Annotated in this window: 12 protein-coding genes and 1 pseudogene; 5 read left to right on the top strand and 8 right to left on the bottom strand. The window is 66.3% G+C overall.

Annotation, left to right across the window (positions count from 1 at the left end; all coding sequences use genetic code 11):
* A complete protein-coding gene (iacA, locus tag KU43P_RS10465; RefSeq protein ID WP_317662849.1) occupies positions 1-1170 on the bottom strand; it encodes an indole-3-acetate monooxygenase in 1170 nt (389 codons plus the stop codon).
* Positions 1171-1628: 458 nt separating this feature from the next.
* Here iacA and KU43P_RS10460 point away from each other — a divergent pair, with 458 nt between their 5' ends.
* From KU43P_RS10460 to KU43P_RS27020, 5 genes and pseudogenes are all read left to right on the top strand, one after another.
* Positions 1629-2546, top strand: a complete 918-nt coding sequence (locus KU43P_RS10460; RefSeq protein WP_317662847.1) for a LysR family transcriptional regulator — start codon at positions 1629-1631, stop codon at positions 2544-2546.
* Between the two features lie 240 nt (positions 2547-2786).
* Entirely contained in the window at positions 2787-4031 is a 1245-nt protein-coding gene (locus tag KU43P_RS10455; protein WP_317662845.1) for an OprD family outer membrane porin, read from the top strand.
* 85 nt (positions 4032-4116) lie between these two features.
* Positions 4117-4743 (top strand): NIPSNAP family protein, encoded by a 627-nt coding sequence (locus KU43P_RS10450; RefSeq protein WP_317662843.1) that lies wholly within the window; start codon positions 4117-4119, stop codon positions 4741-4743.
* Positions 4744-4869: 126 nt separating this feature from the next.
* Positions 4870-6153, top strand: a pseudogene (locus tag KU43P_RS27025) (HAMP domain-containing protein); the annotation flags it as partial.
* Positions 6154-6255: 102 nt separating this feature from the next.
* Positions 6256-7011 carry a methyl-accepting chemotaxis protein gene (locus tag KU43P_RS27020; RefSeq protein WP_411567252.1) on the top strand — a complete coding sequence of 252 codons (756 nt, stop codon included), beginning with the start codon at positions 6256-6258 and terminating at the stop codon, positions 7009-7011.
* Here KU43P_RS27020 and KU43P_RS10440 read toward each other — a convergent pair.
* From KU43P_RS10440 to KU43P_RS10410, 7 genes are all read right to left on the bottom strand, one after another.
* Entirely contained in the window at positions 6973-7983 is a 1011-nt protein-coding gene (locus tag KU43P_RS10440; protein ID WP_317662841.1) for a 3-hydroxybutyryl-CoA dehydrogenase, read from the bottom strand. The genes KU43P_RS27020 and KU43P_RS10440 overlap by 39 nt on opposite strands.
* Complete coding sequence (locus KU43P_RS10435) at positions 7980-9080, bottom strand: NAD/NADP-dependent octopine/nopaline dehydrogenase family protein (RefSeq protein WP_317662839.1); 1101 nt, start codon at positions 9078-9080, stop codon at positions 7980-7982. Before KU43P_RS10435 ends, KU43P_RS10440 begins: the two co-directional genes overlap by 4 nt.
* A gap of 66 nt (positions 9081-9146) precedes the next feature.
* Complete coding sequence (locus KU43P_RS10430; protein WP_317662837.1) at positions 9147-10121, bottom strand: helix-turn-helix transcriptional regulator; 975 nt, start codon at positions 10119-10121, stop codon at positions 9147-9149.
* A gap of 1 nt (position 10122) precedes the next feature.
* Entirely contained in the window at positions 10123-11481 is a 1359-nt protein-coding gene (locus tag KU43P_RS10425; protein ID WP_317662836.1) for a spinster family MFS transporter, read from the bottom strand.
* A 265-nt stretch (positions 11482-11746) separates the two neighbouring features.
* Complete coding sequence (gene catA, locus KU43P_RS10420; protein ID WP_317662834.1) at positions 11747-12682, bottom strand: catechol 1,2-dioxygenase; 936 nt, start codon at positions 12680-12682, stop codon at positions 11747-11749.
* A gap of 52 nt (positions 12683-12734) precedes the next feature.
* Positions 12735-13025, bottom strand: a complete 291-nt coding sequence (gene catC / locus KU43P_RS10415; protein ID WP_008092782.1) for a muconolactone Delta-isomerase — start codon at positions 13023-13025, stop codon at positions 12735-12737.
* 18 nt (positions 13026-13043) lie between these two features.
* On the bottom strand, positions 13044-14165 hold the full coding sequence (locus KU43P_RS10410) for a muconate cycloisomerase family protein (protein WP_317662831.1): 1122 nt from the start codon (positions 14163-14165) through the stop codon (positions 13044-13046).
* Between the last annotated feature and the right edge of the window lie 54 nt (positions 14166-14219).

Below are 14219 nucleotides of genomic sequence, written 5' to 3'. Positions count from 1 at the left end.
TTACAGGTAGCCCGGAAGGGGCTGTTTACCGAAGAACATCGCCCCGGCGTTCTGGTAGGTGACGTCGCCCATGAAGGCGTGCTGGGTGACCACTTGCGCATCGTTGACGCAGCGGGCCAGCGGGCTTTCGTTGTAGATGCCGGTCATGCCCGACAGCAGCTGCGCGCTGCGCGCCACTTCGGCGGCGACCCGTGCGGCATGGGTCGAGGACAGGCGCAGCAGGTTGGTGACCTCGATCGGCACCGGGTCGCCGGCCAGCACGTGCTGCCAGGCGCGCTCGATGGATTCGTAGAAGAACGCCCGGGCCGAGCGCAGTGCGGCCTCGGCCTTGGCCACATCCACCTGGGCCAGAGGCCGGTCGGCCAGAGCCGGGGCGCCGGTGACCGAGATGCGCCCGCTGGCCATGCCCGACAGCTCGTCCAGGGCGGCGCGGGCAATGCCCAGCCCGACCACGGAAAGCACCTGGGTGGCGAACGACAGCGACGGGTAGCGGAAGAACGGCTCGTCCAGGTTCGGCTTGCCGCCGCGCACGAAGGTCCACTGCTCGCCCACCACCACATCCTCGACCAGCAGGTCGTGGCTGCCGGTGCCGAGCAGGCCGACGGTGTCCCAGGTTTCCTCGATGCGGGCCTGGCTGCGTGGCATCACCGCCAGGCGCGGCAGGTCAAGCTTGTCGCCGTTGCGCGGGGCGATGCCGACGCCAACGATGTCGGCACCCATGGACCCGCTGGAGTACTTCCAGCGGCCATTGACCTTGAAGCCACCGGCAACGATTTCGGCGGGCTGCGGCGGGAAGATGCCGCCAGCGAACACGGTGTCGGGGCTGTTGCCGTAGATCTCGGCGATGGTCTCCAGCGGCAGTGCCGCCAGGTACACCGGGCTCATGCCGAAGCTGGCGACCCAGCCGGCGGAACCGTCGGCATGGGAAATGCGTTCGATCATCTCGCAGAACGCACCCGGCGAGCATTCCAGGCCACCGAAGCGCTTGGGCACCAGGGCACGGTAGACGCCGTGAGCCTTGAAGGCATCGATCACGTCGCGGGAAATGTGGCGTTGGCGATCGAACTCACCCGTACGGGCTCGATCACGAACCCCGTCGAGCAAAGCCTCGAAGGCAGGGCCGGAGGCAAGCGCCGACTCGGGCGCGGCACGCAGGCAAAGCGAATCCATGGACTTTCTCCGTCTCAGGCGCAGTTTTCTTGTTGAGGCAGGTGTCGGTAGACAGGAGGCGAAATGGCAGGGCTCGCTGCAGCAAGGTAGCGGCCATGCAAAGGGGCAAAGGCGGGTTCGTGCGGCATGTTCTGTCTCTCTTGTTTTGGGTGCCGGTGACAAAAATTTGCGGTCATTTACGTGAATTGTCAATTGAATTTTCACGCTTAAAAACCCGATTTCTTCACTGCAACAGATCCGAACAACCCCAACAAATACGCCTATATTCATGATTTATATAGAATTTAAGCTAAAAAGGCGGGTGAATATCCATCCAAAAAAACTAACCGCACCCGCCGATATTCCGAAAAATTTTTAATACACTTTTCACATGATTTCGGAGAGAAAAAAGCTGGTGTAGCATGGCCGGGCAGGGAGCCTGAAAACCACAATCAAACCCGCGCCCCGAGGTCAAGGTCATGCCCAGCCGCCCCATCGAACTGCAGGACCATCGCCTGCGTTACCTGCACCTGAGCCACGACAAAGGTTCCATGCGCGCCGCCGCCGAAGCCCTGGGCGTCGCCACCTCCTCGGTCAGCCGGCAGATCGCCCGTCTCGAAGCCGAACTGGGCATCGAGTTGGTGCGCCCCGACACCCACCGCATCAGCCTGACCAGCGCCGGCGAGGCCGCCGTGGATTACTACGTCGAACGCCAGCGCCAGCACACCCGGCTGCTCAACCGCCTGGACGAACTGCGCCACCAGCAGCAGGCTTCGACGGTGATCGCCATCGGCGAAGGCCTGCTGGGCGCACGGGCGATCAATGCGTTGCAGGGGTTTCTCCAGGCCCATGGAGCGCACAAGGCCGAGATCATCAGCGCACCTTCGCCGGACGTGCAGCGCATGGTGCTGACCGATCAGGCCCACCTGGGCGTGGTATTCGCCCCCAGCCCGACGGCCTGCTTGAGCCGCCTGTTCAGCCTGGCGCAGCCGCTGCGCCTGATCGTGCACCGCGACAGCCGGCTGGCCGAGCGCAGCCGGGTCAGCCTTGCCGACATCGCCCGCGAATCGCTGGTGCTGCCTGGCGCCAACTTCCGCGTGCGCGAGCTGGTGGACGACGCGTGCAAGGCGCAGGGGGTGGATATCGTGCCCACGCTGACCTCCAACTCGCTGGCGGTGATCCTCGACTTCGTGCGCTCCGGGCTGGGCGCGACGCTGCTGGCCGAGCTGCCGATCATCGATGAGCTCAAGGCCGGCACCTTCAAGGCGCTGGCCATCGATTGCACCGACATGAACGCCACCGACATCCAGATCGTCACCCGCCGCGGCCGCACCCTGGACGACCTGAGCCGAGCACTGGCGACCGAGATGGCCAAGGCGATGCGCAAGGTGCTGTGACCTCGGCGGGAGGTGCTGGCCGTGCCTCCCCCACGCAGGCCGTTGCAAAAAACGCAACGACATTGACCGCCCCTGTCATTGAGCCTCCCTGCCCCGCCCATTAGCGTTGCTGACGTGCAACGCACACCCAAAACAACAAGAACAACGTGACAGACAAGCAGGCAGCAGACCTGCGGCCCTCCCTGCCCAGTTGCCCACTGCCCCGGAACTTGTCCTGATCACATTTCCAGGAATACCCCCATGGAATTCGGATGGCCCCTGCGTGCGAAACCGTTGTGCCTGTGTGTGGCTTGCGCTCTACCCCAGCTCGGCCTGGCCGACGTGGTCGATGACAGCCACCTCTCGCTGAACATCAAGAACCTCTACCTGAACCGCAACTACACCCAGGACAATGCGCCGGTGTCCAAGGCCGGCAACTGGTCCCAGGGCTTCGACCTGCAGTTCGAATCCGGCTACACCGACACCCCGCTGGCGGTCGGCCTGGACCTCGACGGTCAATACGCCGTGCGCCTGGACTCCACCGGCAACGATGGCTCGCTGCCCTACAGCCGCCACCGCCAGCAGACCTCCGACGACTACAGCCGGGGCGGTGCGACGCTCAAGTTCAAGTACGCCAAGAGTGTGGTGAAGGTCGGTGACCAGCGGCCGTTCTACCCGGTAGCCTCCAACGACCCCAGCCGCCAGCTCGACACCATTTACCAGGGTGCGGTGATCGAATCGCGCGATATCGACAAGCTGACCCTGGTCGGCGGGCGATTCTGGTCGATCGTCACCCGCGAGTCGTCCAACCACGAGCGCCTGTACCGTTTCGGTACCCCTGACAGCCAGGACAGCGACGGCCTCGACTTCGCCGGCGCCACCTACGCGCTGACACCAGACCTGCAGGGCAGCTACTTCCACGGCGTGCTCAACGACATCTACAAACAGGACTACGCCGGCATCAAGCACACCCTGCGCTTGGCCGACGGTTACCAGTTCAAGACCGACATCGGCTACTTCAACAACCAGGAAGACGGCGCCGCACGCAGCGGCCCGGTGGACAACCGCGCCTACTATGGCCTGGTGAGCGTGGAAAAGAGCGGTCACACCCTCGGCGTCGTCTACCAACGCATGACCGGCGACACGGTATTCCCGACCCTGAACGGCTACGTGCCGCAACTGTGGCTGCCGAACTGGGGCAGCATCCCGTTCATCCGCCCGGACGAGCGCAGCTGGTCGTTGCGCTATGGCTACAACTTCGCCGCCCTCGGCATCCCCGGCCTCAAGCTGTTCACCCGCTACACCAAAGGTACCGACATCGACCGCGGCGCCGACCTTGACCGGGACCAGGAAAGCGAGCGCGACATCATGCTCAACTACGTGGTGCAGAGCGGCCCGCTCAAGGACCTGGCATTCGACTTGAAGAACATGCACACCCAGCAGAAGTACGGCGCCGACTACGACGAGTACCGCCTGATCACCTCCTACACCTGGAAGTTCTGGTAACCCACCCGATCACCGTTTTTTGCCCGGGCCTTTCCGTGCGGGGAGGGTTCGGGCGCTTTGATTGCAACCCAAGGAACCACCGCCTATGTCCGACCTATACGAACTGCTGCGCTTCACCCTGCGCGTGCGCACACCAGCCCAGGCCCTGCCCCGCCTCCAGGCGGCATTGCAGGAGGCCGGAGCTGGGGTTGAGCTGGTCGGCTGCTGGCTTTCGGAAATCGGCCCGCAGAACACCATCGCCGTGCTGCGCCGCTTCACCGATGCCCAGGCCCAGGCCGCCGAACGCCAGCGCGTGCTGCTCGCCAGCGATGCCTTCGGCATTGGCGAATTCATCCTCGAACAGCACATGGACGACTACCGGCTGTTCCCCTTCCTCGAACCGCTGGCGCCCGGCAAGCACGGGCCCTTCTACGAGCTGCGCGAGTACGACCTGGTGACCTCGGGCCTGGCCCCGACCCTGGCCGGCTGGCGCAAGGCCGTGGGCCCACGTACCGGGGACGACTATTCCCAGGTGTACGCGGCGTTCTACGCCACCAGCGGCCGCGTGCCGCGCTACTTGCACATCTGGCCCTACACGAGCCTCGAACAACGCCTCGACGTGCGCACCCGCGCCGTTGGCGACGGCGTATGGCCACCGGAAAACTCGGCGCCACAACTGCAGAAAATGCAGTCGGTGGTGTACCTGCCGGCCCCCTTCTCCCCGCTCGCCTGAGGCTACGGTTGCACAGGCGTGCCAACCTCTTGGCGCTGCCTGCCAATCGGCAGCGCAGCCATACCGTTGCCGCTGCCAGCCCGGTAGCCTGCCGCGAGCCCAATTCGCGTCGCGGAAAACAACGACATGACCAACGCCTTGAGCATCCACAACAAGATCACCCTGCTCGCCAGCCTGTGCCTGGCCACCGTTGTCGTACTCCTCACCGCCCTCGCCCTGGCCCAGCGCCAGGCCAGCGAGGACCAGGTCAAGGCCAGCGCCAGCGACATGCTGCTCAGTGCAGCGCGGCATAACCTGCGCGCCGAAGGCCAGGCCCAGGCGCTGCAGATCCAGCAGGGTTTCGCCCGCGCCTACACCTTCGCCGAAGGCGTCGGCCGCCAGGTCATGCACCTGCGCGAACGCAGCGCCAACGGGCAGGTACCAGCGGCCGACCTGCGCCGCGACCTCACCCAGGTGCTGCACCAGGCCCTGGCCGGGCGGCCGGAACTGCTGGGGCTGTTCATCACCTTCGACCGCAACGCCCTCGACGGCCGCGATGCCGACTTCGCCGGCCAGCTGGCATCGGGTAGCAACGACCAGGGGCGCTTCGCCTTGTACTGGCTGCAATCGGCCCCCGGCCAGCTGCAGGCCGTGCCGGGCGACGAGAAACTGCTCGCCGACACCTCGCCAGGCCCCAGCGGTGCACCGTTCAATGCCTTCTTCAGCTGCTCGCGCGAGGCCGCCAAACCCTGCCTGCTGGAACCCTATGTCGACAGCTCCAGCGGCACATCACGGCTGGTCACCAGCCTGACCTTGCCGCTGCTGGACCAGGGTCGCGTGGTCGCGGTGATCGGCCTGGACATCGACCTGGGCGCGCTGCAGCGCGATGCCGAAAGCGCCAGCGCCGCGCTCTACGAGGGCCAAGGCGATATCGCCATCATCAGCACCGCTGGCCTGCTGGCGGGCGACAGCCGCCACCCCGAGCGCCTGGGCACCTTGCTCAAGGCGCGCCACCCCGACCACGCGGCCGCGATGCTCGATGCTACCCGCGCAGGCCGTGGCCAAACCTTCGAAGACGCCACCGACATGCGCATGCTGGTCCCCATCCAGCCCCTGCCCGACGCCAGCCCTTGGGCGGTCCTGGTCAGCGTGCCCAAGGCCGTGCTGGGCGCCCCGGTGGCCGCCCTGCAGGCGCAGATGCGCGAGCAGCGCCTGCACAGCCTGGCCCTGCAGATCGGCCTGGGCCTGAGCGCTGCCGTGCTCGGTGTGCTGATGATGTGGCTGACCGCGCGCAGCGTCAGCCGGCCGCTGCTGCATGTTGCCCAAGTGCTCGAAGACATCGCCGAAGGCGAAGGCGACCTGACGCGCCGGCTGGCCTACCCGGGCCATGATGAACTGGGCCGCCTGAGCCGTGCCTTCGACCGCTTCCTCGAACATTTGCAACCGGTGATCGCTCAAGTTCAGGCCGGGGTGCGCGACACCCGCGACACCGCCGACCAATCGGCGCGCATCGCCAGCCAGACCAACGCCGGCATGCAGCAGCAACTGCGTGAAATCGAGCAGATGGCCGCGGCGCTGCAGCAGATGTCTGCCACCGCCCAGGCCTCCGCCCACAGCGCCGCCCAGGCGGCCGAAGCGGCGCGCAATGCCGACCAGGCCACCGGCGATGGCCTGCAGGTGATCGAACACGCCACCACCGGCATCCAGGCTCTGGCCCAGGACATGAGCGAAGGCATGCAACGCCTGCACGACCTGGCCAACAGTGGCGAGCAGATCGGCACGGTGATGGCGGTGATCCTGTCGATCGCCCGGCAGACCAACCTGCTGGCGCTCAATGCCGCCATCGAGGCGGCCCGCGCCGGCGAGGCCGGCCGTGGCTTCGCCGTGGTGGCCGATGAGGTGCGCGGCCTGGCACAGCGCACCCAGGCCTCGGTCGAGGAAATCGGCGCGATCACTGACAACCTGCGCAGCGGCACCCGCGAGGTGACCCGCAGCATGCAGCACAGCCACGAGCAGGCCCAGGCCAACGCCGAACAGGCCCGCCAGGCCCTGGATGCGCTGGCGCAGATTCGCCAGGCGGTCAGCGTGATCACCGACATGAACGTGCAGATCGCCTGCGCCGCCGAACAGCAGAGCAGCGTCGCCGAGGAGGTCAACCGCAATGTCGAAGCGGTGCGCGACGTCACCGCTTCGCTCTCGGGGCAGGCCGAGCGTTCGGCCGGCATCAGCCAGCAGTTGAACGACCTGGCATCAGAGCAGCAAGGGCTCATCCAGCGCTTCAAGGCCTGAAGCGAAGCGAGGCGCCAGGCCGGCCTGGCGCACCCGCTGCACCAGCGCGGCCAGGCGCTCCTGACGATAGGCGGCAACATCCACCTGCCGATAATCGTAGAAGCCCTCCCCTTCACGCAGCCCGTTGCGCCCAGCGGCCATGTTCGCCTGCACGGCCTGGGCCGCCTGGTAGCGCTCGCCCAGGTGCTGGCTGAGGTAGGCCGAGGCGTGGTGCAGGATGTCGCCACCTCCCCAGTCGATGAACTCCAGCAGGCCGAGCACCGAGAAGCGCAGGCCGAAACCGCTGCGCACCGCCAGGTCGATCTGCTCGGCGCTGGCCACGCCCTCCTCGACCATGCGCGCCGCCTCGTTCATCACCAGCGCCTGCAACCGCGGCACGATGAAGCCGGGGGCGGCGTTGCACACCACGGCCACCTTGCCGATGCTCTGCAAGGTCGCCAGCAGCTCGGCAAGCACCGCTTCGCAGGTCTGCTCACTGCGCGACACCTCCACCAATGGCATCAGGTGGGCGGGGTTGAGCCAGTGCGCATTGAGCATGCGCTGCGGCTGCGAAACCATCTGCGCCAGCTCGGTGACCAGGAAGGTCGAGGTAGTCGAGGCGATGATGCTGTCCACCGCGCCATGCTGGTCGATCCAGGCCATCGCCTCGCGCTTGGCGTCGAGCACTTCAGGCACCGCCTCGAAGATCAGCCGGCAGCCCGCCAGGGCCTGCTCACCTTCCGCTCGGGTGAGCAGGTGGATACGCGCCAAAAGCTGTTCGGCCTGCAGCCTCCCGATCAGCTCAAGGGCAACCAGGCTGTGCGCCTCAGCCTGGAGATTGCGCCTGAGTGCCTGGAAGTAGTCAGCCTGTGCCTCACGCACCTTGAGGTCGATCAGGCTCACCTGCAGCCCGGCCTGGGCGAAGGCCAGGGCAATGCCCTCGCCCATGCGCCCGGCACCGACCACAGCGATGTGCCGCAGCGGCCCGCTCATGCCTCCACCCCGTCCTGCAGCAAGGCCGCCATCTGCGCCCGGTCGAGCGCGGACAGGCCGAGGTTTTCCAGGGTGCGGCCTTCGCCGTACAGGTCACGCCCGGTGACAGCCGAGGCCAGCGCCAGCAGGCCTTCGGCTACCGGGGTCGAGACCTTGGCCCAACGCCCGACAGATACCAGCAGCGACAGGCCCAGGCGGGTGTCTTCGAGCATGTAGCGGTGCTGCTGCAAGTCGATCTTCTCGCGCCAGTCGCCGCTGTCGGTGAGCTTGCCGTGGGCGCCGCGGCCGTACATCCATTCATCGCCCTGGTCGGTGTTGTAGTGGTCGGCCAGCGGGAAGTGCGGCGCCGCGAAGCCCAGTGCCTCCCGTACGCGCATGCGCTCGGCGTCGAGCTGGTTGGTGACTCGACGGATCGACGGCTGGGTACCTTCGTTGTGGATGTCCCACGACTCGAAATGCTCGAGCGGGCCGGCATTCATCAGGATCAGCGGCGGGTGGATGATCGGCCCGGCGTTCATCAGCGCACCGCTCAAGGCATTCTCGATGGGCTCGACGCTGGGGTAGGCTTCGCGCAGCACGGCAAAGGCATGCGCCGACAGCCGGCTGGGCAGCACACCGGTGGGTAGGCGCGTGGCGTAGGCGCTGATCACCAGTTGGTCGACACCCTGCTTGCGCACCAGATAAGGCAAGGTACCGGTTTCGGCAAAGGCAACTTCGGCGCAGTTGCCACAGGCCTGCATGGCCTTGGCGAACACATAGCTGCCGAAGGTGCCCGGCGGCAGAAACACCACCTGGCCATCGCGCAACAGCGGCGCCACTTCAGCGGCCAGCGCCTCATGGCTGGTGGACGGCAGTGGGATGACGATCAGGTCTGCCCCTTCCAGCGCCTGGGCCAGGTCGGCGATCAGTTGCAACTGCTCGCCCAGCGCCACGTTGCGGGCGCCGCGGTAGTCGCGCACGGTGAGGCTGCCGATGGCCTGCAGCGCCTGCAACGCCGCCTGGTCGCGCCGCCACAGGCGGGTATTGTGGCCGCGTTCGGCCATTTCGACGGCCGCTGCATAGCAGCCGTGACCGCCGCCAAGGATCGTGACATTCATGGGTGTAGCTCCGCGTGTTCAAGGTAAGCCGATGCTAGCCAGCCCCCGCACGGCCTGCGCATCCGATCACGCAGGCAGGCTACCGATTGCGCAACTTCCCGAGCCCTTGAGCGTGTCGGATGGCCGGCAGCCGTAGCGCTGCCGGTATTGCCGGGTGAAGTGCGCGGGGCTGTTGATGCCGAAGCGCAGCAGGGCCTCGGTGACACTGCCCTCGCCGCGCTGCAAGGCCACGTGCACGGCGTGCAGGCGCCGCTCGCGGATGTACTCGACCGGGGTCTGGCCAAGGAACTTGAGAAAGCCGTTCTGCAGGGTGCGAACCGAAACGCCGCTGAGCGCGCACAAGGTCGACAAGGCGAGCGGCTGATCCAGGTGCGCCTCGATGTGGTCGCGCGCCCGCCGTACAGGGCCGGGCAACGGCGTGCCCGCGCCTTGGCAGAGCGCATCGGAGTAGTTGTGCGGCAACTGGGTCAGCAGCAGTTGCACCAGGTGGTCGGCAAGGCCCTGGCGCAGGGGGGCCAGGTTCAGGTCCAGCGCCAGCAGGCTGCACAGGTAGTCCATGGCAGCCCCCAGTGCATGCACACCGGGGTGTGCCGCCGCCAGCGGCACATCGAACGCCAGCGGCTGGCGCAGGCTGCGCCCCAGCAGGTGCTGCAACTGCACTTCCAGTGCTTCGCGCGGCAGGCTGAGCACCGCGTTGCGGCAGGCGCCACCGGTGACGATACGGCTGCTGGCGAACGGCGAGCTGACACTCAAGCCGCCCGCCGCAACCGCTGCCTGATGGCGCCCCAGGGTCACTTCGCACTGCCCCTGCAAGGTGGTGCGGAACAGGTAGTGCGCACCGGTGCCTTCCAGGCTGACCTCGACCGGCGCGTCATAATCCAGCTCCAGCAACCAGGCCCCGGCGAACGCCACGCCGCTGGCCTGCAAGCGCGGCGGTGTGCCGTTCAGCACCCGCAGCCGATGCGGGCAGAGATAGCGGGCCAGTTGCACCTGCATCTCGGCCACATCGCGCGAATCGAGCAGCGGGAAGCGCTCGAGCATCTCAGGCCTCGGCGGCGTGTTCGCGCTGCAGGCTGTCGCGAAAACACTTGCAGCCCTTGGCCAGCAGCACGATGGCCAGCAGCGAGGCGCCGAAGCTGACGATCGACATCGATGAACCGACTGCCGCCGGGGCGCCGAAGTAGCGGTCGGTGATCAGCGCCACCAGCGTGGTCCCCAGGCCCAGCCCCAGCAGGTTGCTGATCAGCAGAAACACCGCCGATACCTGCGCCCGCACCTGGTTCGGCGAGAGTATCTGCATGGCCGCGGTGGACGCCGGCATCGGGAACGAGGCAAAGAACATCGCCGGCACCAGCAAGGTGACCGACAGCCACAGCGGTTCGACCTGCGAGTACAGCACCGCCGGCACGATCATGCCCACCGCACCGATCACCCCGGTGCGCATCGCCGCATCGCTGTAGCCGCGCTTGGCCAGGTGATCGGTCAGCCAGCCGCCGAACACCACGCCAGTGGTATTGGCCAGCAACAGGATGGTGCCGAGCATGAAGCCGGCCTGCTCCGGGCTCATGCCGTACTTGCGGATATACAGCGCGGGCGTCCAGCTCATCATGCAGAACAGCGCCATGGCGTAGAACGAGAAGCCCAGGTAGTGGCAGCCGAAAGTTTTGCGGTGGCGGCCGATGAAGCGCAGGCCATCGGTAAGCTTCACCTTGCGCACTTGGCCGTCGGCATCGAGCTGCGCGCCCTTGCGCTCTGGGTTGCGTACCGTCAGCCAGACCAGCAGGCCGACGATCACCCCCGGCAGGCCGACGATGAAGAATGCCAGCTGCCAGGCTTTCATGGCGCCGAGCACGGCCACCTCGATGGTTTGCGCATCCTTGAGCAAGGTGATGACGTAGCCGCCGACCAGGAAGGCGACACCGCCGCCGACGAACGAGCCGATCGAATAGATGCCCACGGCGCGGCCGAGCTTTTCCTTGGGGAACATGTCACTGAACATCGAGTAGGCCGATGGCGACAAGGCCGCTTCGCCGACACCGACGCCAATTCGCGCAAGGAACATCTGCAGGAAGTTCTTGCTCAGGCCGCAGGTGGCCGTGGCGATGCTCCAGAAGATCACCCCGACCGCGATGATGCGCGGCCGCGAGAAGCGGTCGGCGAGGTAGGCGATGGGCATGCCCATGAAAGCGTAGAACAGCGAGAACGCCAGGCCGTGCAGCAGGCTGAACTGGGTATCACTGAGCTGCAGGTCGGCTTTGATCGGCTCGATCATCAGGGCCAGGATCTGCCGGTCAACGAAGGAGAATATGTACGCCACCATGCACAGGGTGACCACGTACCACTCGTAGATATAGCGCTTGTTCGGGGTTTTGAGGTGCTGCTCTTGGGTGAGGTTCGTCATGCTCGGGAGTTCCTGATTGGACAGCCTGGGAAGGGATTACTAGGCAGTGACCTGTCAGTAACAGGCGAGCGAACGCTGGGTAGGGTTATGCATGACCAAGGACCTTTTATTGTTATTGGAATGGCGTATGGCGGTGGAGCTTGCTGGGTTCGTACCGGCCCTATCGCCGGCAAGCCGGCTCCCACAGGGGTCAGCAGCGCTGCGGTCGATGTGGGAGCCGGCTTGCCGGCGATAGGGCCATCACAGCTATGGGAAAGACTGCCTGTCAGCCTTCTTGCAGCGCCCGTGGGCGCTGGCTGCGCACTTCGGCCTCGGGTGCCTTGGCCGCCTGCAAGCGGAAGTCGAACGAAAGCTCGGCAAAACGCTCGCCCTTAACGCCACGGTCACGCGCTGCAGCAGCATCGTCGACGAAACGCAGCTCGCCGATCAGGCCATCACGGGTGGCATAGGCAAAGTCGTCCCACAGGTACTTGTCACCTTCAAAGTTGATCTGCGTGGTCAGGTGCCGGTACCCCGGTGCCGAAATGAAGAAGTGCACGTGCGCCGGGCGCTGGCCGTGGCGGCCGAGCAGATTGAGGCATTCCTGGGTCGGCCCCTGCGGGTCGCAGCCATAGCCCGAGGGCACGATGGAACGTGCACGGTAGCGGCCTTCGGCGTCGGTGACGATACGGCGGCGCAGGTTGTATTCGGACTGTGTCGAATCGAAGTACGAATAGGTGCCCTGGGTATTGGCGTGCCACAGGTCGACGGTAGCGCCGGCCAGGGGTTGGCCTTCGGCGTCGAACACCTGGCCCTGGAGGAACATCACCACACCCGGGTCGGTGCCGTCGTCCATGCGCGCCTCACCTTCCGACAGCGGTGCGCCTGCCACGTACAGTGGGCCTTCGATGGTACGCGGGGTGCCGCCGCCAAGACCAGCTTCGGCGTCCTTGGCGTCCTGCAGCAGGTCGAGGAAGTGCTCGATGCCCAGGCCCGCGGCCAGCAGGCCAGCCTCGTTGCGACCGCCCAGGCGGTTGAGGTAGTCGATGGCGTGCCAGAACTCGCCCTCGCTGACCTCCAGGTCTTCGATCAGGCGCGCGGTGTCCTGCAGCACGCGCAGGATGATCTGCTTGAAGCGTGGGTTGCCTTCGGCATGGCCAAGGCCGGCCACTTGCTCGAAGAAGGCCTGGACGTCAGGGGTGTGGGAGATCTTCACGGTCATGTTGCTTACCTCGTATTGTTCTTGTCAGGTAGACGCGGCGCAGGGGCCGCTTTCAGCGGTCGTCAGCGTGGATCGACGAGGGATGGCGGCACAGGCCGTCGACCTCGATGTCCATGTACGGGAACAGCGGCAGCTGCATCAGCGTGTCGTGCAGCGCCTCGACGCTGGGCACGTCGAACACGCTGTAGTTGGCGTAATGCCCGGCGATGCGCCACAGGTGGCGCCAGGTGCCCTCGCGCTGCAGGCGCTGGGCCAGTTCCTTTTCGTCGGCCTTCAGTTGCGCGGCCTTGGCCGGGTCCATGTCGACCGGCAGTTTCACGGTCATCTTCACGTGGAACAGCATGGGTTCTCTCCTTTTCGGTTATCGGCGGGCGAAGCGCGCCAGGCGGGCTTCGTCCAGGCTCAGGCCAAGGCCCGGGGTGCGCGGCACGTGCAGTTGGAAGTCGTGGTACTGCGGCGGCTCGTTGACGATTTCCTCGGTCAGCAGCAGCGGGCCGAACAGCTCGGTGCCCCAGGTCAGCTGGCGCAGGGTGAGGAAGGCATGGGCCGAGGCCAGGGTGCCGACCGAGCCTTCGAGCATGGTCCCGCCGTACAGGGCGATGCCGGCCGCCTCGGCGATCTGCGCGGTGCGCAGCACGGCGCGCGGGCCGCCGTTCTTGGCGATCTTCAGGGCGAAGATGCTGGCGGCGCCGTCGGCGGCCAGGCTGAAGGCGTCCTCGACGCTCTCGATGGATTCGTCGGCCATGATCGGCGCCGGGCTGCGCTGGTTCAGGCGCACCTGCCCGCCGCGGTTGATGCGCGCGATCGGCTGCTCGATCAGGTCGATGCCGTTATCGCCCAGCACCTGGCAGGCGCGGATGGCCTGGGATTCGTCCCAGTACTGGTTGACGTCGACGCGCACGCTGGCGCGCTCGCCCAGCTCGCGCTTGATCGCCACCACGTGCTTGAGGTCCTGGTCCAGCGGATTGGCGCCGATCTTCAGCTTGAACACCCGGTGGCGGCGTATTTCCAGCATGTGCTCGGCCTCGGCGATGTCGCGGGCGGTGTCACCGCTGGCCAGGGTCCAGGCCACTTCCAGGCTGTCGCGCACACGCCCGCCGAGCAGTTCGCTGACCGGCAGGCCCAGGCGCTTGCCCTGGGCGTCGAGCAGCGCGCTCTCAATGCCGGACTTGGCGAAGGTGTTGCCCTTGGCCAGCTTGTCGAGCTTGAGCATGGCGGCATTGATGTTGTCGGCGGGCAGGCCGATCAGTGCCGGCGCCAGGTGCGCGTCGATGTTGGCCTTGATGCCCTCGGGGCTCTCGTAGCCGTAGGCCAGGCCGCCGATGGTGGTGGCCTCGCCGAGGCCTTCCACGCCGTCGCTGCATTTCAGGCGCAGGATCACCAGGGTCTGCTGCTGCATCGTGTGCATGGCCAGCTTGTGCGGGCGGATGGTCGGCAGGTCGACGATGATTGCGTCGATACGCTCGATCAGGGCGTTTGTCATGGTTCGAAGATCCCGTCAAATCGGGCTGCAGGGGGCAGATCCGATACTACATTT

This window comes from Pseudomonas sp. KU43P (assembly GCF_033095865.1).
Classification (GTDB): domain Bacteria; phylum Pseudomonadota; class Gammaproteobacteria; order Pseudomonadales; family Pseudomonadaceae; genus Aquipseudomonas.
The sequence above is the reverse complement of the archived record's forward strand: the minus strand, read 5'-3'. Positions and strand labels throughout refer to the sequence as shown.